The organism is Pseudomonas sp. H1_G08 (assembly GCF_054681355.1).
Map to the genome: position 1 here is coordinate 849,814 of NZ_CP162822.1, position 23,562 is coordinate 873,375.

The window sequence follows — 23,562 nt, forward strand, 5'->3', positions numbered from 1 at the left end:
GTGGTGAGGTCTAATCGATTTCTTTTGAGTCGGCTAATACATATAGGTTACTTATGGCTGACAATTTTTTTATTTTTTTTAGATTTATATATTCTTCTAACTCTTTTTCGATAATTTTTTTGTCGCAATATTTTTTATATTTTGATGGTCTCTCGCGAGCGAAGTTGTATAGCCGCCAAACATCAAATCCATTGATTTCACCATTAGGGCCATAGTTAAAATCTACACTTCCGGTCGATAAGTTGATTCGGCACCCAATGCCATGCAATTCATATTTAACGCCTCGAGTGACCCTCCCGCATCGCTTTATTGCCTTGGAGCGCCAAAGCCTTCGAATATCTCGAGTGCCAAATTTTCTCTCAAATACCAGAGTGCTGGACTCAACCATAGCGATAAAATCATTTATCAGGATTTCCAAAGTTTCACTTTGTTCACTCATCTTCTTCTGCGATGCTCCAATCTGTCTAAACCTACGTTGTTTGCTGACTCTAGTACATCCTCAATGCTGTTTAGAGTTTTGTCGTATTTTATGAGATCGGTTATGAGTCTGATTGTCACATTGGTCGAAGTTTGCCGTGCAGCTGCTGCGCGATGGTGTCCGTCCAGAATGTATAAATTCCCGTCATGTTCTACGACGTCGATAGGTTCCACTGAGTCGTATCCGTTACGCATTTGGCTTTTATAGTCCTCGACTGTCTTGGTTGAGGTCTTTCCCTCGATTGTATGTACTCTTTTCAAAATTTGTGGATCTATATCGTGAGCAATGGCCGGTAGATCAGGCTCCCCCTCATCAACCTTAACCCCATCACTCGCCCCCGGAACCTCACACCCAGGCTTCTTCGGCGGCGGGCAGTTGGACGTCAACCCCAACGGATCCACCCACCCCGTCGGATTCGGCACGTATTGGTACTGATTCAACCCACCCGCCAGCTTCACCGGGTCCGGCGTTAAATACCGCCCTAGCCTCGGGTCGTAATACCGATGGCGGTTGTAATGCAGGCCACTTTCAACATCGAAGTACTGCCCCTGAAAACGCAGCGGTTGGTCGAGGTAGTCTTCGCCGGCCAAGGTCACAGCGGCGACTTTGCCGTAGGCGTCGTATTGCGCGGACCAGACGATTTCGCCGCTGTAGTCGGTGAGTTCCTGCGGGGTGCCGAGGTGGTCGAGTTGGTAGTAGAACGGGCAGGCTTTTTTCGGGCCTTTGCCGTCGAGCATCGCCAGTGGGCGGAAGGTGCCGGGTTCGTAGAGGAAGCTGCGGTATTGCGTGGCGCTGCTTTCGGCGACGAGGTGTTCGCCTTGCCAGAAAAATTCGGTGACGGCGCCGTCGATTGTTTTGCGGATGCGCCGGCCGAAGGCGTCGTAGTGATAAGTGGCGGTCTGGCCGTCGGGGCGGGTCAGGCCGATCAGGCGGTGCTGGCAGTCGTAGCGGTATTCGGTGACCAGGGTCTGGCCGTGGCCTCGGCGTTCGCGGATCAGGTTGCCGAAGGCGTCGTAGTCGTAATGGCGGTCGCCTTGCATCAGCAGGCGGTTGCCCTTGATCTGCGCGGGACCGGGGCGGTCCTGCATCAGCAGGTTGCCCGCCGGGTCGTGGGCGAAGGATTCGGGCAGTTCGTCGCGCGAGTGACGGACGCGGATCAACCGGTCGAGGGCGTCGTAGCCGTAGGTGCGCTGGCCGTGGCGGCTGTCGGCGATGTGCTCGAGATTGCCGTTGGCGCTGTAGGCATAATCGCGGCGGTACAGCGAGGCGTGGCGATGGCCTACAGCGTGGGCGAGCAAGCGGCCCTGATCGTCGTAGGAGTATTCGCTGAACAGCAAACCTTGCTGGCGTTGCTGTTCACGACCGCAGTGGTAGACGTGGCGCGTGAGCGGCGTGCCGTTGAGGTCGATAGCGCTCAGCGCACCGCCCTTGGCGTAGTGATAATCGAGCTTGCTGTTGTCCGGCAGGCGCAGGCGTTTGAGCTGGCCGCAGGCGTCATAGGCGTAGCGCAAGGTGCCCCAGCCCTGATGCTCGGTGATCAGTCGATCCTGACGGTCGTACTCGAAGGCCAGCGGATGGTTCTGCCCGTCATCAACGGCAACCAAGCGCCCGAGGCGGTCGTAGTCGTAGCGGATCTTGGCGCCATCGGGCAGGGTTTTGACCAGCAAACGCCCGGCCTTGTCGCGCTCATAGTGGGTGACCAGACTGGGGCCGAAATCACCAAACTCGGTCTTCTCCAGCAAATGACCATTAAGGTCGTAGGCATAAGCCGTGCGCCGCCCATCAAACCCGGTTTCCTGTCGGATCAATCCGGTCGGCGTGTAATCCAGTCGGTACTTTTCTCCGGACTCGTTTTCAATCTCGGTCAGCAACAGCCGCGCATGGTCATAGCGGTACTGCACGTGGGTGCCGTCAGGATTGATCCGTCGCGAGACCAGGTGCAAATCATCGTCATATTCGTAGCGGGTGATGCGCCCGAGCTCGTCGCGCTCAGCGGTGATCTGGCCGTAGGCGCCGTAGCTGTAGGCGCGCGTGCTGCCCGTAGGAGAAGTCGTCAGGATCAGTCGGCCGGCCGCGTCCCACTGCTGACGACTGACAACACCAAATTCGTCCTGGGTGGTAATCCGCCGGCCCAGCGCATCGTAGGAAAAACGCCGCACGCCGCCGTCCGGCAGGGTTTCTTCGATGAGCTGGCCGAGCTCGTTCCACACCCAGCGGTGGCGGCTGCTGTCCGGATAGCGCAGCGACAGCAATTGGCCGCGCAGGTTGTAGTAGTAATGGGTGACCTGGCCGTCGGGATCGACCGCTTCGGTGACGGCGCCTTCAGCGTTGCGCCGATAGATCCACACCGCATCACCACGGCAACGCTTGTAGAGAAAACCGTTGCGGTACTCGTAGGACGTTGGTGCATCGTCCGGCGGAATCAGCGCGATCAGCCGTCCGACCTCGTCGTAGCGGTATTCGGTAACCGCGCCCAACGCATCCTGCTCGGCGATCAACCGGCCCTGCTGGTCATAGGCCTTGAGCTGCTCACCTCCATCGGCCGTGACCTGCCGCACCAGCCGCGCGCGCTCGTCGTGGACGTAGACTTCTTCGGTACCGTCGACGTAATGCACTGTCACGCTGGCGTCGTCATCGTTCCAGACGTAACGGGTGTTCATCTGCGAGAACGACGCCCAGTGCCTCACGCAGCGGGCGGCTTTGCCCTCGCGCTGCCACTCCCAGAAGAAGCTCGCGCCGCCAGTCAACTGGCGCTGGAGGATGACGTGGTGGTCGTCGTAGTCGTAGCGCTCGCTGTCGCCGACCGCGTTGGTCGCGGTCAGCAGGCGTTGCCGGGCATCGAAGCTGTAGGTGGCGAGGTTTTCCTCGGTGATCCACTCGCCCTGGACGAACACCTGATAATCAATCGCCACCAGCTGCGCGCGGTCATAACGCAACAGCAATGAGCGGCCGGCGCCGTTGTCCAGACGCTGAATGCGGTCGGAGCGATCGCGTTGCAGGGTCAGACGATTGCCGTAGACATCGCTGATCGCCGTCAGCCGGCCGGCGCGAAAGTGATAAAAGCGCGCGCTGTCGCCGGCCAAAACCAGAATCAGTTCTTCCGGCTCATCGCCAAGAAAGATCGCCGCCCGCGACAGGCTGTTGTGAATGGCTGGGCGCGCGACGTTGGGCAGGGGAAAACGGGTGCGGCGGTTTTCGTGGTCGATCCAGATCACGCCATCGCCGTCGAAGGCCAGGCGATGGGCCAGCGTGTGGCTCCAGCCGAAACCCAGGCCGATGTCTATCTCGACCGCGCTGCTGCGGTACAAGCGGGTGAACTCGAAGGGCAGCACGCCATCAAGCACTGCGTCGGTCAGGGTCAGCAGTTCTTCGCCGGTGACCATCGACACCGGGCAGCCGTTTTTGCAGGTATTGGGGACGCAGTCGGCGGCGTCGCCGTTGGGGTTTTTCGCCTGGTCGGGGGCGTCGTCGTGGGGCTCGTGGCGCTCAAGGCGCGCCATGCCCTGGGATTTTTCCCGCGCGAGCGGCGCCGGATTCGGCACGCGGAGCACCACCGCGTCGGCCTGACGAATGTTCAGCGGAATCGATGGCGTCGGCTTCAGCTCCACTTCGCGGGCATGGAACATCAGCGGCTTCAGCGTGCTCGCGTGCTGTTTGAGTTCCGGTGTCGAAGTCAGCTCAGCCAGACGCAAGGCTGAGGCGGCCAGCCACTCCCGCGCCCTTGGCGATTTGATCTTCGCCAGGACCTTGCTGCTCAAACGCAGCGATACGCCGGCACCGCCCGCCACGCGCATCAACAGGAAGCTGATCAGCAACTCGGTGCGAACTTCGGCCACCACCTCGGCGAGGTATTGCGGCGGCAGCATTTTTAGCCAACTGGTGAACGCGGCCAGATGAATGAACAACAACGGCTCGTCGCTGAGCATCAACAAGGCGTTGGCGATCGCTTCGTTTGAAGCGGCAAGCAGCGCCTCGAGTTCGACTTCGCTCAGGTATTCGAGGAGCTTTGCGCTGTGCTCCTGCAGATCGGCAAGTAGGGCGAACAGCTGTTGAATGTCATCCCAGACGCCATTCAGGGCTTTTTCCAGGCCGCGCCAATCGGCCCGCTGCAACTGCCCGTAACGATCAAGAAAACCGGCGCTGGAAAACTCCGTCCACTGCGGCTGGAAGCCTGTCCATTCGCTGCGCAGCCAGCCTTCAAGGCCGGCAATGACCCCTTCATATGAGGCATACAGGGCGCGGACATGGGCGGAGGAAACGTTGGGAAAGAAGGTGACGCGATAGCGCTGGCCGCGCATGCAATCGGTCACCTCGAGGATCCCGCTCGGGCCAATGGTGTAGCGCTTTGGTTCGCCGAAGGTCAGCACGCCGTCGACGTCGCTGAGCAGCGGTTCGAGGGTCACCGGGGTGTCGCCGATCGGCACGAAGCGCGCTGCTTCAAACAGATGCACCAGGGTCAGCGGTCCGCTGGCCGAACACATGACCACCGATGAACTGACAGGTGCGCGCGAAGTGATCGGCGCGCTCAGTTGTACGTCATTGCCAACCTTGAACACCTGCTCGATGTCCAGCGCCGTCCCGGTCCAGAATTGCTCGGCCCAGGCGTCGTAGTTGTTCAGGCACAGGCGGAACTCGTCGATCAGCGCTTCAAAATCTGGCTGCTTCGGATTCAGGGCGGCCACCACCAGCAGTCCGATGCTGTTGTTCAGGGCCAGGAGCTGATCGGGTTGAAACATTCGCAGTCGCTCGCGCATATGAAGAAACGGGAGCGCGGACTTTGCGGGGGATCAAAAAGGAAAGAAGTCGGGGAAGTAGGCAGTGTCTGTAGGAGTTTTCGCTAAATGCGAAAAGGCGTCGATGGCATTGCCCGTTGCTCAATGTCCATCGGCCTCGCTATGCTGCTGAACCCATTAATCAGATCCGCGTTGCGGCACGTTGCCTGTCGCCCGGGATGTCTTTGTTAACGGATCCGATGATGAATGCACCGCTGAAGACGTTCGGCCCGATCAAGGCCGTGATTTTCGATATGGACGGTTTGCTGCTCGACACCGAGGGCATTTACACCGAGGTCACCTCGCTGATTGCCGGGCGCTACGGGAAAACCTTCGACTGGAGCGTCAAGCAGAACATCATTGGTCGCGGTGCCAATGACCTGGCCAACTACGTGGTGCAGGCGCTGGAGTTACCGATCACTCCGGAAGAATTTCTGCAGATCCGCGAGCCGCTGATGCGCGAGCGTTTCCCCAAGGCGCAAGCGATGCCGGGGGCCGAAGCGCTGGTGCGTCACCTCAAGGCGCACAACATCCCGATCGCAGTCGGCACCAGTTCGTCGCGCCAGTCGTTCGGGCAGAAAACCACCTTGCACCGTGAGTGGTTTGCGCTGTTCGATTTCATCGTCACGGCGGACGATCCGGAAGTCGGCGCGGCCAAACCGGCGCCGGATATCTTCCTCACCGCCGCCCGGCGCCTGGGCATCGCGCCCGGGGATTGTCTGGTGTTCGAGGATTCGCCGTTCGGCGTCACCGCCGCGAAAGCGGCAGGCATGACCGCAATCGCCATCCCCGACGCAGCGATGGCTGATGAGAAATATGCTCACGCTGACGGCATTATCCGCTCGCTGAAAGCATTTATGCCCAGCGCCTTTGGCTTGCCGACGCTGGAACTGGCTTGACCGTCCGCACAAAAACGCCGTCCTTCCTGTAAAGAAGGGCGGCGTTTTTTCTTGCCGGTCTGTCAGGCGCCGAAACCACCGTCGATGGTCAGGCTGGCACCGGTGATGTAGCCGGCTTCCGGCCCGGCCAGGTAGGCGACGAAGCTGGCGATTTCATCGGCGGTGCCGTAACGACCGACGGCCATCAGCGGGATCAGGCTGTCGGCGAATTCGCCATGGGCCGGGTTCATGTCGGTGTCGACCGGGCCAGGTTGCACGTTGTTGATGGTGATGCCGCGAGGGCCGAGGTCGCGGGCTAGGCCTTTGGTCAGGCCGACCAGTGCCGATTTGCTCATCGCGTAGACACCGCCACCGCCGAAGGGCATGCGGTCGGCGTTGGTGCTGCCGATGTTGATGATCCGCGAGCCTTCGCCCATGTGTTTCGCCGCTTCCTGGGACGCAATGAACACGCTGCGCACGTTGATGGCCAGGGTCTGATCGAAGTCTTCGAGTTTGAAGTCTTCCAGCGGCGCGATGGCCAGTACGCCGGCGTTGTTGACCAGAATGTCCAGGCGTCCAAACGCTTCGACGGTGGCGCTGACGGCGTGGCGAATCGCGCTGGCATCGGCGCTGTCTGCCTTGATCGCCAAGGCTTTGCCGCCGTTGCCAGTGATGCTGTTCTGCAGTTCTTCAGCTTTGGCGGCGGAGCTGACGTAGGTGAAAGCGACAGCGGCGCCTTCAGCGGCCAGACGTTTGACGATGGCCGCGCCGATGCCGCGCGAACCGCCTTGAATCAGAGCGACCTTGCCGCTGAGGTGTTGAGTGGTCATGTTCGATCTCCAAGTGTTCAAGGCGGAATGCCTTGGTGTTGGTGCCGAGTATCGGCCTGGTATCGACAACCGGGTAGACCATGATTGCTATAGTCTGTGTAAACCAGAAGTTTATAGTGGCGATCATGGAAACATTCAGCAGTATCGAATGCTTTGTGCGCAGCGCCGAAGTCGGCAGCTTTGCCGAAGCCGCGCGACGCTTGAGCCTGACCCCGGCGGCGGTCGGCAAGAGCGTGGCGAAACTGGAAGCGCGGCTTGGCGTGCGGCTGTTCCAGCGTAGTACCCGCAGCCTGACGTTGACCGAAGCGGGGCAGCTGTTTTTGAGTGAAGTCAGCGCCAGCCTGACCACCATCCAGAATGCCGTAGCCAACCTGGCCAGTGCCGGCGGGCAACCGGCCGGCACGCTGAAAGTCAGCATGGGCACGGTGTTCGGTCGTCTGTATATCGTGCCGCTGCTCGGTGAGTTTCTGCGGCGCTATCCGGCGATCAACCCGGACTGGCATTTCGATAACCGCCAGGTCGACCTGATCGGGCAGGGCTTTGACGCGGCGATTGGCGGCGGCTTTGAACTGCCACAAGGCGTGGTTGCGCGCAGGCTGACACCGGCGCATCGGGTGTTGGTGGCATCGGAGGACTATCTGCAAAAACATGCCCCGATCAGCCATCCCGATGACCTCAGGCAACACGACGGCATTCTGATTCGCTCACCGCAGACCGGGCGCGTGCGTTCCTGGCAACTGACTCACCGCGATCAGCAACACAGTCCGCTGACATTGCGGACGCGGATGACCATGAGTGATTCCGAGGCGGCGTGCGCGACGGCGATGCAAGGTTTGGGCATTGCGCTGGTGAGCATGCCGTTTGCGGTCGCGTATCTTCAGGCAGGGACGTTGCAGCGAGTGCTGCCGGACTGGTTTGTCGATGACGGCAACATTTCGATCTATTACGCCGAGCACAAATTGTTGCCGGGCAAGACCCGGGCGTTTGTGGATTTCGTGATTGAACAGTTTGCTGAGCAGGGACTGGGGCGGCGGTTTAGTGCTATCTGAGCCAGGCATCAAACCGAGTTGCGGCTATCGCGGGCAAGCCCGCTCCCACAAGTTTTGAGTTGTTCACACATCTTGCAAACAACACAAAACCCTGTGGGAGAGGGCTTGCCCGCGATGAACGATAACTCGGTTTATCGAGCAAAGCGCTGCGCCCAGCCAACAATATTCTTCGGTCGTGGCGTCGCATAAGTGCGCACCTTGGACGTCGACAACTTCAAACGCACCAGCGACTCGGCAATCATCACGGCGGCTGTCACGCCATCCACCACCGGCACGCCGGTGCGCCGGCGAATCTGCTCGTCCAGCCCGGCCATGCCGCCGCAGCCCAGGCAAATCACCTCGGCCTTGTCCTGGGTCACCGCCAGTTCGGCCTGCTGCACGATCGCTTCCAGTGCGCGCTGCGGTTCATGTTCCAGCTCCAGAACTGCCAGACCACTGGCGCGCACCGAGGCACAGCGATCCCACAGGCCGGACAATTTCAGCCGATCCTCGATCAGCGGCACGGTGCGATCCAGCGTGGTCACCACCGAGTAGGCATGGCCGAGAAACATCGCGGTGCTGGCCGCCGCGTCAGTGATATCTACCACTGGCACGTTGAGCAGTTCCTGCAAACCTTCGCGGCCATGTTCGCCGTAGCCGGCCTGGATCACCGCATCGAAGGGTTGATCGTAAGACATCACTCGATCCATCACGGCGATGGCGGCCAGGTAACTTTCGAAATTGCCTTCAATCGATTCGGCGCCGAAGTACGGCGTCAGGCCGACGATTTCGGTACCGGGCGAAGCGACGGCCTGTGCCGAGCGGGCGATGGCGTCGGTGATGGATTCGGTGGTGTTGACGTTGACCACGAGAATACGCATGGAAAATCCTTATTGCGGGCAGTGGTGCGGCCCGAAACCGGGCCGCGAAGGGATCAGTGGCTGACGTTATCCACAGCGATGCACTCGCCGCTGACGTCGGCGTAATGCGTGTGGCGTTTGGCGACGATCAGGTAAAGCATGCCGGCGATACCGGCACCGATCAGCCAGGAGAACGGTGAGACGCTGTGGAAACCGGGCACCAGCGCCAGGATGATGGCGATCAGCGCTGCAGGAATAAACGCCGCCACCGCGCGGAAATTGATGCCGCGGCTGTAGTAATAAGCGCCGTTGGGGTCTTCGCTGTAGAGCTGCGGCACGTTGATCCGGCCTTTGCGGATCAGCCAGTAGTCGACCATGATCACCCCGTACAACGGGCCGAGCAGGGCGCCGAGGCCCGACAGGAAATACACGATCACCAGCGGACTGTTGTAGAGGTTCCACGGCAGGATCAGCACGGCGATGGTCGCGCTGATCAACCCGGCGCGGCGGAAGGTCAGGTACTTCGGCGCCAGGTTGCTGAGGACGAACGCCGGGGCGACGAAGTTGGCCATGATGTTCACCGCAACGGTGACGATCAGAAAAGCCAGGCAGCCGAGCACCAGAAAGAACGTGTTGGGGATTGAAGCGATGATTTCGGTCGGGCTTTCGATGATTCGCCCGTTGATCTGGAACTGCGCGCCACACAGCAACACGGTAATCGCGGCGAATACCAGAATGTTCACCGGCAAGCCCCAGAAATTTCCCACCTTGATGGTTTTGCGGCACGGCGAAGAACGGGCGAAGTCGCAGAAATTGAGGATCAGCGTGCCGTAGATCGCCAGCCACAACGCGCCGCCGGCAAAGATGTTGCGCCACATCTCGCCACCGGTCAGCGGCTCGCGGATCGACCAGGCAATGGTCGCGTTGGCCTGGAAGTACATCCACCCGGCGAGCGCAGCAACGGTCAGCAGAATCACCGGCCCGGCAAATGCCTCGTAACGGCGCACCATCTCCATGCCGTAGGCGAGGATCGCCAGTTGCACCAGCCAGATTGCTACAAAGCACACCCAGCCCAGACTCGACAGGCCCAGAATTGAGTCGTGATCGTATTCGGCAAAGCCCGGATGCACGGCGGTCAGCAGGACGCGGAATACCACCGAGGCGAGGTACGTCTGAATACCGAACCAGGCGATGGCGATAACCGCCCTGATCAATGCAGGAATTTGCGCACCGTGGATGCCGAAACTGATCCGGCTGATCACCGGGAACGGCACCCCGGTTTTCTGCCCCATGTACCCGGACAGGTTCATGAAGAAGTACACCAGCGCCGCGCCGATCCCCAGTGACAAGAGGATTTGCCAGCCGCCCAGACCCAGTGCATACAAGCCGATGGCGAACGAGTAGTTGGCGATGTTGTGCACGTCATTCGTCCACAGGGCGAAGATGCTGTACTGGCCCCAGCGTCGCCCTTCGGCTTTGGTCGGCGCCAGATCGCTGTTGTGCAGGCGCGGGCTCAGTTGCAGCGGCTCGCTCAGTCCGTCATCAAGCAACGGTTGATCAAGCGTGGAGGAGGGCAGATTCAGCGCGATGTTATTCGAAAGACTTGAACGCATTCCGGCAGGCTCCTGACGTTCGGCCACCGCGATGACTGTGCATGAGCGCTCAGGCTCGACAAATCTTCGTCGCGACGGTGAAGGCATCACTGGTTACGGGGCATCTGCAGCCTGTACGGGATAGGGCGCTTCAGGCTTGCGGATCGAAAGTGTGCATGTTTTGCGGTTTTGTATACAAAACATGTATGCGACAAAGCCAGATTTGTGCCAGTTGCGAATCTATAAGCGCCAGGGCTCATTTCGAATAGTTATCAATGCGGGGTAAGTGACTGAAAAACCGGCGATATAAATTGATCGATTGGACGGGAATTTTTTTCAGGGGAGGGAGTTTGCAGAGGGGCAAGCAGATGGGGATTCTGCTGGGGGATGTAACTTTTCAGGGCGTAAAAACAGAAAGTGCACACATAAATGGCACCGATGGTGACAACCTTGTGTACACCTTTTGCGTGCCTGGCACATATCAATGTGGGAGCGAGCCTGCTCGCGAATGCGGTGTATCAGGCAACTGAAACGTTGACTGGAACGGCGCTTTCGCGAGCAGGCTCGCTCCCACAGGGGAACTCATTTCAGCAAATGATCAAGCCTTGCTCTTGCTGATGATATTCCCCGCATGCAGTCCGCATTCTTTCTGCGTGGCTTCTTCCCACCACCAGCGGCCTTCACGCTCGTGCTGGTTCGGCAGCACCGGGCGGGTGCAGGGTTCGCAGCCGATGCTGATGAAGCCGCGCTCGTGCAGGCTGTTGTAGGGCAGTTCGAGCATGCGGATGTAACCCCAGATCTCCTCGCTGGTCATCTGCGCCAGCGGGTTGAACTTGTACAGGGTGCGTTCCGGTGTCGAGAAGGCTGTGTCGATTTCCAGCACCGCCACGGCGCTGCGGGTGCCCGGGCTCTGATCGCGGCGCTGGCCGGTGGCCCAGGCTTTGACGTCGGACAGCTTACGGCGCAGCGGCTCGATCTTGCGGATGCCGCAGCATTCGCCGTGGCCGTCCTTGTAGAAACTGAACAGGCCTTTTTCCTTCACGAACGGTTCGAGTTTCGTGTAGTCCGGCGAGACGATTTCAATATCGATCTTGTAATGCTCGCGCACCTGCTCGATGAAGCGGTAGGTCTCCGGATGCAGGCGGCCGGTGTCGAGGCTGAAGACTTTGACGTTCTTGTTCAGCTTCCACGCCATGTCCACCAACACCACGTCCTCGGCGCCGCTGAAAGATATCCACAAGTCATCTCCGAATTCGGCGAATGCGAGCTTGAGGATGTCCTGGGCGGATTTGTTGGCATAGGTCGTGGCGAGTTCCACGACGTCGAACGTTGGGCTCATCAGGGCGGCTTCCTACAGGTCAATGGCGCTCGGGCGCTCTATAGGGGGCCGATGGTAACAAAAAGCTGCCGCGGCCGGGGCGTCCTCTGCGTTGCGCGCCTCGGGTGCAGACGCTAGAGTTCGGCCTCGCTTGACTCAAATAATCACTATAAACGGGAGTGTCTTGTGGAAATTGCTTGCCTGGATCTTGAAGGGGTACTGGTACCGGAAATCTGGATCGCCTTCGCCGAAAAAACCGGAATCGACGCCCTCAAGGCCACCACCCGGGACATTCCCGATTACAACGTATTGATGAAGCAGCGTTTGCGCATCCTCGATGAGCACGGCCTCAAACTCTCGGACATTCAGGAAGTGATCGCCACGCTGAAACCGCTGGATGGCGCAGTGGAGTTCGTCAACTGGCTGCGCGAGCGCTTTCAGGTGGTGATTCTCTCGGACACCTTTTATGAGTTTTCACAGCCACTGATGCGCCAGCTGGGCTTCCCGACTCTGCTTTGCCATCGCTTGATCACTGACGAAAGCGGGCGGGTGACCAGCTATCAACTGCGCCAGAAAGATCCCAAGCGTCAGTCGGTGCTGGCGTTCAAGAGCCTGTACTACCGGGTGATCGCGGCGGGGGATTCATACAACGACACGACCATGCTCGGCGAGGCGGACGCGGGGATTCTGTTTCATGCGCCGGACAACGTGATTCGCGAGTTTCCGCAGTTCCCGGCGGTGCATACGTTTGAAGAGCTGAAGCAGGAATTTCTCAAGGCCTCTAATAGAGAGCTGAGTTTGTAGTCGTCTGGAAGGACGTCTTCGCGAGCAGGCTCGCTCCCACAAGAAAATGCATTGATGATCGTTCCCACGCTCTGCGTGGGAATGCCTCAACGGACGCTCCGCGTTCGGCTTTGGATGGGACGCGGAGCGTCCCTGGCTGCATTCCCACGCGGAGCGTGGGAACGATCATTCCTCAGAGGTTTTGCAGGGTTTCCAAGAGAATTCTGACTTTGGTCATCGACTCCTGATACTCCGCCTGCCAGTCCGAATCGGCAACAATCCCGCCGCCGCCCCAGCAGCACACCTGGCCATCCTTGACCAACAGACTGCGAATAGCGATGGAGCTGTCCATCTCACCGCGCACGTCCAGGTACAGCAACGATCCGCAATACAAACCGCGCCGGGTTGGCTCCAGCTCGTCGATGATCTGCATCGCCCGTATCTTCGGTGCGCCGGTGATCGAGCCGCCGGGGAAGCTGCCAGCGATCAGGTCCAGCGCATCACGATCCGTCGCCAATTCACCGGTCACGCTGCTGACCAGATGATGCACATTCGGATAGATCTCCAGGCTGAACAACTCCGGCACCCGCACCGAGCCGATGCGGCAGGTGCGCCCGAGGTCGTTGCGCAGCAGGTCGACGATCATCAGGTTTTCCGCGCGATCCTTGGGGCTGGCTAGCAGTTCGGCGGCGTTGGCAGCGTCTTCGGCTGGAGTCAGGCCGCGTGGGCGAGTGCCTTTGATCGGTCGGGTTTCGACTTGGCGCTGGCTGACTCTGACGAAACGTTCCGGTGACAGGCTCAGCACCGCGCCGCCGTCGGGCAGGCTCTGGAAGCCGGAGAACGGCGTCGGGCAGGCCTGACGCAAAGCGCAGTAAGCCAGCCACGGATCGCCCTGGCATTGCGCGCGGAAGCGTTGCGCGAAGTTGACCTGATAGCAGTCGCCGGCCTGGATGTATTCCTGAATGCGTTCGAACGCCTGACGGTAATCGTCGGCCGAAATATCAGCGGCCATCGGGGCGCTCAGTTTGAAGGGAGCCATCGCGTCAACTTGCGGCTGAGTGAACAGCGCGACCAATCGCTGCCGTTCACTGTCGACAAGCGAAGGATGAAAGACCAGTTGGCTGGTTTGCCCGTGGTGATCGCTGATCAGCGCCCAGTCGTACAGGCCAAAACGCGCATCGGGCAGTTGCAGGTCATCCAGTGCCTGACTCGGCAGGTTTTCCAGATGCCGGCCGAAGTCGTAGCTCAAATAACCGATCAGTCCGCCGGCGAACGGCAATTGGTACCCGGCAGGCAATTGTGCTTCGCCCAAGCGGCTGAGATTGTCACGCAGGCGCTGGAGGAAATGCGCGCCGCTCTCGTCCGGCAACACCGCCAGTTGTTCCAGCGGCCAAGCGCTGAGCAAGTCATAACGGCCGCGTTCAGCGCTCGGCCGGCCGCTGTCGAGCAGCACGGCGCCGGGTGCGTTGCGAATGGCCGCGAAATAGTCGGCCGGATTGGCGCGGTAGGGCAGTGGGTGTACGGAGCAGGTCAGCATGGGCGGGGCAGATCGGCCGTTGAGGCGGGGTGGGGATTGTAGTCCTCTGCGCTGCCAGATCAAAGTCAAAAGCCTCCCCCTCACCCCAACCCTCTCCCCCAAGGGGGCGAGGGGGAAAGGGAGCAGATCGGGGGCTTTTCAAAACTTGGGTTCGGCTCGATATCTTGGGGGAGGGAGCCGATCTTCATGCTTTTCAAAGCTTGAGTTCGACTCAAGACGTTCAGGTCGGCGTACCTCCAACATCCACCTCGGTCAGTCCCCTCTCCCTTTGGGAGAGGGTTAGGGTGAGGGGCTCTTGAGCTTTTAGCCTTCGACAGCTGGAATATGCCCAAACATCTCCTGGGTAAACGCCACCCGCTCTTCAACCGACTCCGTCACGCCCCGCGCCTTCAGCTCTTCCAGCCGCGCTTCAACCGCGTGGGTACGCAAGGTCAGGCCGCAATCGTTGGCGATCTGAATGTTCAGCCCCGGCCGCGCATTCAGCTCGAGGATCAGCGGGCCTTTTTCCTGATCGAGCACCATGTCCACGCCGATATAACCCAGCCCACACAGCTCATAGCAGCCGGCGGCGAGTTTCATGAAACCGTCCCAGTAGGGCAGTTGCACGCCATCCACCGCGTTGGTGGTGTCAGGGTGTTTGGTGATGATGTTGTTCAGCCAGGTGCCGCGCAGCGTAAGGCCGGTGGCCAGATCGACGCCGACGCCAATGGCGCCCTGGTGCAGGTTGGCCTTGCCGCCGGACTGGCGGGTCGGCAGACGCAACATCGCCATCACCGGGTAACCCATCAGTACGATGATGCGGATGTCCGGCACGCCTTCGTAGCTGATGCTCTTGAAGATCTGATCCGGGGTCACGCGGTATTCGATCAGTGCGCGGTCGCGGTGGCCGCCCAGCGAGTACAGGCCGGTGAGGATGCTGGAGATGTGATGCTCCAGCTCTTCGTGGGCGAGGATCTTGCCCGACACCGTGCGATAACGGCCTTCGAAGCGGTCGGCGATGACGATGATGCCGTCGCCACCCGCGCCCTGCGCCGGTTTGATCACGAAGTCGCTGCGCCCGCCGATGATCTCGTCGAGCTTGTCGATTTCCTTCTCGGTGGAGATCACCCCGTACAGCTCCGGCACGTGAATGCCGGCGGCGATGGCGCGTTCCTTGGTGAGGATCTTGTCATCGACGATCGGGTACAGGCTGCGCTTGTTGTACTTGAGCACGTAGTCCGCGTTTCGGCGGTTGATGCCCATGATGCCGCGCGCCTCGAGGGCCTTCCACGTCTTCCAGAAACCGAACATCAGACGTCAGCCTTCTTCAGGAAGGCCTTGAAACGTACCAGTTCGGTCAGGCGGTAGCCGCGATAGCGACCCATCGCCAGCATGAAACCGACCAAAATCAGCAGGATCGCCGGGAAGGTAAACACGAAGTACACCAGCTCCGGCACGGTCATGATCAGGTGCGCGAGGGAGGCAGCGAACAGCGTGCCGATCGCGACTTTCAGCGCATGGTTGGCGCCGCGTTCTTCCCAGGTGATCGACAGACGTTCGATGGTCATGGTCAGAATCACCATCGGGAACAGCGCCACCGACAAGCCACGCTCAAGCCCCAGCTTGTGGCTGAACAGACTGATCGCCGCAATCAACACCACCACGAACGTCAGCACCACCGACAGGCGCGGCAGCATTTGCAGCTTCAGATGTTCGAGATACGAGCGCAATGACAGGCCCAGCGCGGTGATCACTGTGAACAGCAGGATGCCGAAGCCCAGCTGCGTTTCGCGGAAGGCCAGGGCGATCAGCACCGGGGTGAATGTGCCGAGGGTCTGCAGGCCGACCAGGTTGCGCAGGATCAGGATCACCAGCACGCCGATCGGGATCATCACCATGATCATGAAGGTCTGCTGGGTCTGCAGCGGCAAGCCGTACAGCGAGTAATCGAGGAAGTTGGCGTCAGTGTTTTCGTCGGTCAGCTTGGCCAGACGAATCGCGTTCATCTCGCTGTTGTTCAGGCTGAAGGTCACGTTGGCTTTCTTGCCGCCGTCGACGGTGATCAGGTTTTCGTCACCGGTCCACCACAGCAGGCGATCGGTCGGCAGGCCTTGCTCACCGGTTTCCGGGTTGAAGTACAGCCAGTCGTTGCCGTTGAAGCTGCGCAGCCACAGTTCGGGAGTCTGAGGCTGATCGGCGACGAGGCGGACGGTGTGGACTTTTTCTACCGGAACGTGGGCAATCGACAGCAGCAGTTCGACGATCTTGGCTTTGTGCGAAGTCGACGGATCGCCGGCCAGCAGCAATTTGACGTTGTCGTCGTTGACGTTGTTGACGCGCTTGATCGCCTCGCCAATAAAGGTTTCGACGTCGGCCGAATGTTGGCGGATCGGCGCGAGCAGGGCTTCGGCGGCGATTTTTTCCGGGCCTTCGATGACCATGCTGTCACGGAAGGTCGGGCCTTTGACCTTGGATTTTTCCGCGGTGTAGCGCTTTGTCAGCACCAAACGGTAATACAGCGTCTGGTTGCCCTTGGCGCGACGGGCCGACCAGGTCACCTTGCGGTTGCCGTCGATGCGGTTCACCGCTACGCCGTAGTTATTGGAGATGAAGCTTTCGTTGAGGCTCACGTAATCGCGGCTCAACGGCGGCACGAACATCTGGATCTTCACCGGATCCTTGGTGCTGGCGACGAACTCGACCTTGGCGTCGATGTTCCACAGGTCGTCGGTGGCGTCTTCGGTCACCGGGATGCCGAGCACGAAAATCTGATAGGCCGTAACCGAAACGCCCAGCAGCACCAGCACGGCGATCAGGATTTTCAGGTGGAAGGTTAGAGAACGCATGGAAATTACTCGGCGGTGTGAGCGGCGATGGTGCAGGCAGGTTTGCCGGCAGCGTATTTAAGACTGGGGTCGACCAGCGCGTCGAAGCGTTTCAGCGCCTCGGAGCCGATCAAAAGCGGGTATTGGAACGCACTTCGGTCGGTGAGGTTCACTTCGATGCTGCGCAATGCCGAACCCATGCAGATATCCAGCTCGATAACCGGGCGGGCGGTGTACTGCTTGCCTTCTTCCGGATCGTAATCGCCGGCGCGGCGCTTGATCTTGCTGACTCGCGCCAGTGGCCGTTCGATGGGGTGCGAATGCGCGGTGTCGATGGCCAGGTAGAAGCGTACCCAGGATTCACCGTTGCGTTTGAAGCGTTTGATGTCGCGGGCACTCAGCGAGGCGGTTTTCGCCCCGGTGTCGAGTTTGGCCGCAACTTCGAGATTGATGCCGTCAAGCGAAGCGTATTCGTTGAGGCCGTACACGGTTTTTTCCCCCGCGGCGGCGAGGCCGGGCAGGCAAAACAGAGCAAAAAAGGTGGGGAAAGGCTTGAGTCTCATAAATCCTGGTGCGCAGCGTTCCGTTATCGGTTCAGGTGCCCGCACAACCGTGCGCAAGCCCCCGCGTGTGCCTGGCAGCTTTTTATGGCAAGCCGTACAAAAGACCCGCAAATGCGGGCGGCATTCTAGCACGGTGGTTTTATGGCGCCAGCGCTTGCGCCGACCCAAAACCTGCAAGGGGTGCCACCCTTGTGGGAGCGAGCCTGCTCGCGAATGCGCTGTGTCATTCGATGCAGAAGCCGACTGACCTGCCGCCTTCGCGAGCAGGCTCGCTCCCACAGTAATAGATGATCGATTGGCAGCGGTTATTAGACGATTGTCGACAATACCTATTTATCCTTTGACTCATCGGGCCAGATTGGCTAGTTTTTGCCGCATTGGATTTAAAGGTGTCGACAATCATGCTGGATCAACTCGATCCCCCTGTCATCAGTGGCGACGATTCCGAGACGCTGTCGGAAAACGTCTTCCGGCGCATCCAGGCCGCAATCGTCAAAGGTGAAATCGCCCCGGGCAGCAAGATTTCCGAGCCGGAACTCGCGCGCACCTATGGCATCAGCCGAGGCCCGCTGCGTGAGGCGATCCATCGTCTGGAAGGCCAGCGCCTGCTGGTGCGCGTGCCGCACGTCGGTGCGCGGGTGGTCTCGCTCAGCCATGCCGAATTGATCGAACTCTATGAAATCCGTGAATCCCTTGAAGGCATGGCCTGCCGCCTCGCCGCCGAGCGCATGAGCGTCGAGGAAATCGACGAACTGCGCCGGGTCCTGGAAACCCACGAGCGCGATGCGGCGTTTCAGGCCGGCGTCGGTTACTACCAGCAGGAAGGCGATTTTGACTTTCATTACCGGATCATCCAGGGCAGCGGCAATCGCACGCTGACGCAGATGCTCTGCGGCGAGCTGTATCAACTGGTGCGCATGTACCGCATCCAGTTTTCCACCACGCCGAACCGCCCGCACCAAGCCTTCGCCGAACACCACCGCATTCTCGATGCCATCGCCGACCGTGACGGCGAACTCGCGGAATTGTTGATGCGCCGCCACATCGGCGCCTCGAAACGCAACATCGCCCGTCACTACGAGGACGGCGCCCACAACAAGACAGCCACTGAACGAGGTGATGCATGACTTCCAACCTGAACACGCCGGGCCAGCGCTTCCGCGATGCGGTCGCCAGCGAGCATCCTTTGCAAGTGGTCGGCGCGATCAACGCCAACCACGCGCTGCTGGCCAAACGCGCCGGTTTCAAGGCGATCTACCTGTCCGGTGGCGGTGTAGCCGCAGGTTCTCTGGGCGTGCCGGACCTGGGCATCACTGGATTGGACGACGTGCTGACCGACGTGCGCCGCATCACCGATGTCTGCGACCTGCCGCTGCTGGTGGATGTCGACACCGGTTTTGGCTCGTCGGCGTTCAACGTCGCGCGCACGGTCAAGTCGATGATCAAGTTCGGCGCGGCGGCGATTCACATCGAGGACCAGGTTGGCGCCAAGCGCTGCGGCCATCGCCCGAATAAAGAAATTGTCAGCCAGCAGGAAATGGTCGATCGCATCAAAGCCGCCGTCGATGCGCGCACCGACGACAGCTTCGTGATCATGGCGCGTACCGATGCATTGGCGGTGGAAGGTCTGGAATCGGCACTCGATCGTGCGGCGGCGTGCATTGAGGCCGGCGCTGACATGATCTTCCCGGAAGCGATTACTGAACTGGAGATGTACAAGCTGTTCGCCAACCGCGTGAAAGCGCCGATCCTGGCCAATATCACCGAGTTCGGCGCAACGCCGCTGTACACCACCGAACAACTGGCCGGCGCCGACGTTTCTCTGGTGCTGTATCCGCTGTCGGCATTCCGCGCGATGAACAAGGCGGCGGAAAATGTCTACACGGCGATCCGCCGCGATGGCACGCAACAGAATGTCATCGACACCATGCAGACTCGCATGGAGCTCTACGATCGTATCGATTACCACACGTTCGAGCAGAAGCTCGATGCGTTGTTTGCACAGAAGAAAGGCTGAACAAAACCCTGTGGGAGCGAGCCTGCTCGCGAAGACGGACTGACATCCAACATTGATGTCGACTGATCCAGCGCTTTCGCGAGCAGGCTCGCTCCCACAAGTTTTCCCCATACAAATTCAAGAAGATTGGAGAACACAATGGCCGAAGCAAAAGTACTCAGTGGCGCCGGGCTCCGTGGCCAGGTAGCCGGGCAAACCGCACTGTCCACCGTGGGCCAGGCCGGAGCCGGGCTGACCTATCGCGGCTACGACGTGCGTGAACTGGCCGCCGACGCGCAATTTGAAGAAGTCGCGTATCTGCTGCTGTACGGCGAACTGCCGACCAAAGCGCAACTGGCCGACTATCAAAGCAAACTTAGCAAGCTGCGCGACCTGCCGCAGGCGCTCAAGGAAGTGCTTGAGCGCATTCCGGCTGACGCGCATCCGATGGACGTCATGCGTACCGGTTGCTCATTCCTCGGCAACATCGAACCGGAGAAGGACTTCGCCGAACAGCGCGACAAGACCGACCGCCTGCTCGCCGCTTTCCCGGCGATCATGTGCTACTGGTATCGCTTCAGCCACGACGGCAAGCGCATCGACTGCGTCAGCGACGAGCCGACCATTGGCGGCCACTTCCTGCATTTGCTGCACGGCAAGAAACCGAGCGAACTGCACGTCAAAGTCATGAACGTGTCGCTGATCCTCTACGCCGAGCACGAATTCAATGCCTCGACCTTCACCGCACGGGTTTGCGCCTCGACCCTTTCCGATTTGTATTCCTGCGTAACAGCGGCAATCGGTTCGCTGCGCGGTCCATTGCACGGCGGCGCCAACGAAGCGGCGATGGAAATGATCGAGCGCTTCTCGTCGCCGGAAGAGGCGATCAAAGGCACCCTCGGCATGCTCGAGCGCAAGGACAAGATCATGGGCTTCGGCCACGCGATCTATAAGGACAGCGACCCGCGCAACGAGGTGATCAAGGGCTGGGCGAAAAAACTCGCGGACGAGGTCGGCGACAAGGTGCTGTTCCCGGTTTCCGAGGCCATCGACAAGACCATGTGGGAGCAGAAGAAACTGTTCCCGAATGCCGACTTCTATCACGCCTCGGCTTACCACTTCATGGGCATCCCGACCAAGCTGTTCACGCCGATCTTCGTCTGCTCGCGCCTGACCGGCTGGGCCGCGCACGTGTTCGAACAACGCGCCAACAACCGCATCATCCGCCCAAGCGCCGAGTACACCGGCGTCGAACAGCGCAAGTTCGTGCCAATCGAACGTCGCTGAAATGGTGGGCTGACCCGGAACCAGAGAACACCGCTAGACCCTGTGGGAGCGAGCCTGCTCGCGAAGACGGACTGACATTCAACATTGATGTCGACTGATATACCGCTTTCGCGAGCAGGCTCGCTCCCACAGTGGACGGTGTGTAACTCAGGTTTCTGGCCCACCCTTTGCAATCACCGTGACCCGAGTCCTGACCCGATGAACACAGAATTCCGCAAGAACCTGCCCGGCACGCCGCTGGATTACTTCGACACCCGCGCGGCGGTCGAGGCGATTGCGCCTGGCAGCTACGACACCCTGCCGTACACCTCCCGCGTGCTGGCGGAAAACCTCGTGCGTCGCTGCGACCCGGCCACGCTTACCGATTCGCTCAAGCAACTGATCGAACGCAAGCGCGATCTCGATTTCCCGTGGTTCCCGGCGCGGGTGGTCTGCCATGACATCCTCGGCCAGACCGCGCTGGTCGACCTCGCCGGTCTGCGTGACGCCATCGCTTTGCAGGGTGGTGACCCGGCGCAGGTCAACCCGGTGGTGCCGACGCAACTGATCGTCGACCACTCGCTGGCCGTCGAGGCGGGCGGTTTCGATGCCCAGGCCTTCGAGAAGAACCGCGCCATCGAAGATCGCCGCAACGAAGACCGTTTCCACTTCATCAACTGGACCAAAAAGGCCTTCAAGAACGTCGATGTGATCCCGCCGGGCAACGGCATCATGCACCAGATCAACCTGGAGAAAATGTCCCCGGTGATTCAGGTGCGCGAAGGCGTGGCGTTCCCCGACACTTGCGTCGGCACCGACAGCCACACGCCGCACGTCGATGCGCTGGGTGTGATTGCCATCGGCGTCGGCGGCCTCGAAGCCGAGAGCGTGATGCTCGGTCGCGCGTCGTGGATGCGCCTGCCGGAAAGCGTTGGCGTCGAACTGACCGGCAAGTTGCAACCGGGCATCACCGCCACCGACATGGTCCTGGCCCTGACCGAATACCTGCGCAAACAGAAAGTCGTTGGCGCCTGGTTGGAGTTCTTCGGTGAAGGTGCAGCAGCGCTGACCCTCGGCGACCGCGCGACCATCTCCAACATGGCCCCGGAATACGGCGCCACGGCGGCGATGTTCTACATCGACCAGCAGACCATCGATTACCTGAAACTGACCGGTCGTGAAGACCAGCAGGTTCAATTGGTCGAGCAGTACGCCAAACTCACCGGCCTGTGGGCTGACAGCCTCAAAGGTGCGCAATACGAGCGCGGTCTGACTTTTGATCTGTCCTCGGTGGTGCGCAACATGGCCGGCCCGAGCAACCCGCACGCCCGCGTCGCGGTGTCCGATCTGGCGGCCAAAGGCATCTCCGGCCAGTGGGATGACGTGCCGGGGCAAATGCCCGACGGCGCGGTGATCATCGCCGCCATCACCAGCTGCACCAACACCAGCAACCCACGCAACGTCATCGCCGCCGGCCTGTTGGCGCGCAATGCCAACAAGCTCGGCCTGACCCGCAAGCCGTGGGTCAAATCCTCGCTGGCGCCCGGTTCGAAAACCGTGGCGCTGTACCTCGATGAAGCGGGGCTGACCACTGAGCTGGAACAGCTCGGTTTCGGCGTTGTGGCATTTGCCTGCACCACTTGCAACGGCATGTCCGGCGCCCTCGATCCGCTGATCCAGCAAGAGATCATCGACCGCGATCTGTACGCGACCGCGGTGCTTTCCGGCAACCGCAACTTCGACGGCCGCATTCACCCGTACGCCAAACAGGCATTCCTCGCCTCGCCGCCGCTGGTGGTTGCCTACGCGATCGCCGGGACCATCCGTTTCGATATCGAGAAGGATGTGCTGGGCGTGGTCGATGGCCGGGAAATTCGCCTGAAAGACATCTGGCCGAGCGATGAAGAAATCGATGCGGTGGTGAAGTCTTCGGTCAAGCCTGAGCAGTTCCGTCAGGTCTATATTCCGATGTTCGCCGTGCATGAAGACACCGGGCCGAAAGTCGCGCCGTTGTACGACTGGCGCGAAATGAGCACCTACATTCGCCGTCCGCCGTACTGGGAAGGCGCACTGGCCGGCGCCCGTCCGTTGAAGGGCATGCGCCCGCTGGCGGTGCTGCCGGACAACATCACCACTGATCACCTGTCGCCATCGAACGCGATCATGCTCGACAGCGCCGCCGGCGAATACCTGGCAAAAATGGGCCTGCCGGAAGAGGACTTCAACTCCTACGCCACCCACCGTGGCGACCACCTGACCGCACAGCGCGCGACGTTCGCCAATCCGAAGCTGTTCAACGAAATGGTCGTGGAAAACGGCAAGGTCAAGCAGGGTTCGCTGGCGCGTGTCGAGCCGGAAGGCCAGGTCATGCGCATGTGGGAAGCCATCGAAACCTACATGCAGCGCAAGCAGCCGCTGATCATCATCGCTGGTGCCGACTACGGTCAGGGTTCGTCCCGCGACTGGGCGGCGAAAGGCGTGCGCCTGGCCGGTGTCGAGGCGATTGCCGCTGAAGGTTTCGAGCGCATTCACCGCACCAACCTGGTGGGCATGGGCGTGTTGCCGCTGGAATTCAAACCCGGCACCAACCGCCACACCCTGGCCATCGATGGCAGCGAAACCTATGACGTGATCGGCGAGCGCAAGCCGCGTGCGGATCTTACGCTGGTGATCAATCGCAAGAATGGCGAGCGTGTCGAAGTGCCGGTGACCTGCCGTCTCGATACCGCTGAAGAAGTGTCGATCTACGAGGCCGGCGGCGTGTTGCAGCGCTTCGCGCAGGACTTCCTCGAAGGCTCGGCGGTCGCCGTTTAAATCAACTTGTGGGCATGGGATTTTCAAGTCCCATGCCTTCGGT

Annotated in this window: 17 protein-coding genes; 7 read left to right on the plus strand and 10 right to left on the minus strand. The window is 60.3% G+C overall.

What is annotated here, in order from left to right:
• Nucleotides 1–10: 10 nt before the first annotated feature.
• Together AB4N85_RS03975 and AB4N85_RS03980 are read right to left on the minus strand one after the other, a co-directional pair.
• Nucleotides 11–439, minus strand: a complete 429-nt coding sequence (locus AB4N85_RS03975) for a DUF6896 domain-containing protein (protein ID WP_252869069.1) — start codon at nt 437–439, stop codon at nt 11–13.
• Nucleotides 436–5,214, minus strand: a complete 4,779-nt coding sequence (locus AB4N85_RS03980; protein WP_252869070.1) for an RHS repeat-associated core domain-containing protein — start codon at nt 5,212–5,214, stop codon at nt 436–438. The genes AB4N85_RS03975 and AB4N85_RS03980 overlap by 4 nt, the downstream gene beginning before the upstream one ends.
• Before the next feature lie 239 nt (nt 5,215–5,453).
• Here AB4N85_RS03980 and AB4N85_RS03985 point away from each other — a divergent pair, with 239 nt between their 5' ends.
• On the plus strand, nt 5,454–6,149 hold the full coding sequence (locus AB4N85_RS03985; RefSeq protein ID WP_056784114.1) for an HAD-IA family hydrolase: 696 nt from the start codon (nt 5,454–5,456) through the stop codon (nt 6,147–6,149).
• 62 nt (nt 6,150–6,211) lie between these two features.
• On the opposite strand, the gene AB4N85_RS03990 is transcribed toward AB4N85_RS03985, so the two are convergent.
• A complete protein-coding gene (locus AB4N85_RS03990) occupies nt 6,212–6,958 on the minus strand; it encodes a 3-oxoacyl-ACP reductase family protein (protein ID WP_056784118.1) in 747 nt (248 codons plus the stop codon).
• 125 nt (nt 6,959–7,083) lie between these two features.
• Here AB4N85_RS03990 and AB4N85_RS03995 point away from each other — a divergent pair, with 125 nt between their 5' ends.
• Nucleotides 7,084–8,007 (plus strand): LysR family transcriptional regulator, encoded by a 924-nt coding sequence (locus AB4N85_RS03995; protein WP_150741370.1) that lies wholly within the window; start codon nt 7,084–7,086, stop codon nt 8,005–8,007.
• Nucleotides 8,008–8,138: 131 nt separating this feature from the next.
• Here AB4N85_RS03995 and AB4N85_RS04000 read toward each other — a convergent pair whose 3' ends face one another.
• The 3 genes from AB4N85_RS04000 to AB4N85_RS04010 form a co-directional block, all read right to left on the minus strand.
• Nucleotides 8,139–8,867 carry an aspartate/glutamate racemase family protein gene (locus AB4N85_RS04000; protein WP_150741371.1) on the minus strand — a complete coding sequence of 243 codons (729 nt, stop codon included), beginning with the start codon at nt 8,865–8,867 and terminating at the stop codon, nt 8,139–8,141.
• A 53-nt stretch (nt 8,868–8,920) separates the two neighbouring features.
• On the minus strand, nt 8,921–10,459 hold the full coding sequence (locus AB4N85_RS04005; protein ID WP_252869071.1) for an NCS1 family nucleobase:cation symporter-1: 1,539 nt from the start codon (nt 10,457–10,459) through the stop codon (nt 8,921–8,923).
• A gap of 577 nt (nt 10,460–11,036) precedes the next feature.
• Nucleotides 11,037–11,777 (minus strand): phosphoadenylyl-sulfate reductase, encoded by a 741-nt coding sequence (locus tag AB4N85_RS04010; RefSeq protein WP_243241704.1) that lies wholly within the window; start codon nt 11,775–11,777, stop codon nt 11,037–11,039.
• Between the two features lie 165 nt (nt 11,778–11,942).
• Between AB4N85_RS04010 and thrH the strand changes: the two genes are divergently transcribed.
• Nucleotides 11,943–12,560, plus strand: a complete 618-nt coding sequence (thrH, locus tag AB4N85_RS04015) for a bifunctional phosphoserine phosphatase/homoserine phosphotransferase ThrH (RefSeq protein ID WP_460067083.1) — start codon at nt 11,943–11,945, stop codon at nt 12,558–12,560.
• Nucleotides 12,561–12,732: 172 nt separating this feature from the next.
• Here the strand turns inward: thrH and pabB are convergent, their stop codons facing one another.
• The 4 genes from pabB to rloA form a co-directional block, all read right to left on the minus strand.
• On the minus strand, nt 12,733–14,076 hold the full coding sequence (pabB, locus tag AB4N85_RS04020) for an aminodeoxychorismate synthase component I (protein ID WP_252869073.1): 1,344 nt from the start codon (nt 14,074–14,076) through the stop codon (nt 12,733–12,735).
• 303 nt (nt 14,077–14,379) lie between these two features.
• Nucleotides 14,380–15,366: an alpha-L-glutamate ligase-like protein gene (locus AB4N85_RS04025; protein WP_056784132.1), complete on the minus strand. Its 987-nt coding sequence runs from the start codon at nt 15,364–15,366 to the stop codon at nt 14,380–14,382.
• A complete protein-coding gene (gene rloB, locus AB4N85_RS04030) occupies nt 15,366–16,901 on the minus strand; it encodes an osmotic stress tolerance membrane protein RloB (protein ID WP_315435817.1) in 1,536 nt (511 codons plus the stop codon). The genes AB4N85_RS04025 and rloB overlap by 1 nt, the downstream gene beginning before the upstream one ends.
• Before the next feature lie 5 nt (nt 16,902–16,906).
• Entirely contained in the window at nt 16,907–17,443 is a 537-nt protein-coding gene (gene rloA, locus AB4N85_RS04035) for a retropepsin-like aspartic peptidase RloA (protein ID WP_041479149.1), read from the minus strand.
• A gap of 404 nt (nt 17,444–17,847) precedes the next feature.
• Between rloA and AB4N85_RS04040 the strand changes: the two genes are divergently transcribed.
• The 4 genes from AB4N85_RS04040 to acnD all read left to right on the plus strand — a co-directional run bounded on the left by AB4N85_RS04040 (nt 17,848) and on the right by acnD (nt 23,519).
• Nucleotides 17,848–18,570 (plus strand): GntR family transcriptional regulator, encoded by a 723-nt coding sequence (locus AB4N85_RS04040; protein ID WP_177180867.1) that lies wholly within the window; start codon nt 17,848–17,850, stop codon nt 18,568–18,570.
• Nucleotides 18,567–19,460 carry a methylisocitrate lyase gene (gene prpB, locus AB4N85_RS04045; protein ID WP_150635869.1) on the plus strand — a complete coding sequence of 298 codons (894 nt, stop codon included), beginning with the start codon at nt 18,567–18,569 and terminating at the stop codon, nt 19,458–19,460. Before AB4N85_RS04040 ends, prpB begins: the two co-directional genes overlap by 4 nt.
• 138 nt (nt 19,461–19,598) lie before the next feature.
• Entirely contained in the window at nt 19,599–20,726 is a 1,128-nt protein-coding gene (gene prpC / locus AB4N85_RS04050; RefSeq protein WP_252869074.1) for a bifunctional 2-methylcitrate synthase/citrate synthase, read from the plus strand.
• A 198-nt stretch (nt 20,727–20,924) separates the two neighbouring features.
• Nucleotides 20,925–23,519, plus strand: a complete 2,595-nt coding sequence (gene acnD, locus AB4N85_RS04055) for a Fe/S-dependent 2-methylisocitrate dehydratase AcnD (protein WP_016773823.1) — start codon at nt 20,925–20,927, stop codon at nt 23,517–23,519.
• The last annotated feature ends 43 nt before the right edge of the window (nt 23,520–23,562 follow it).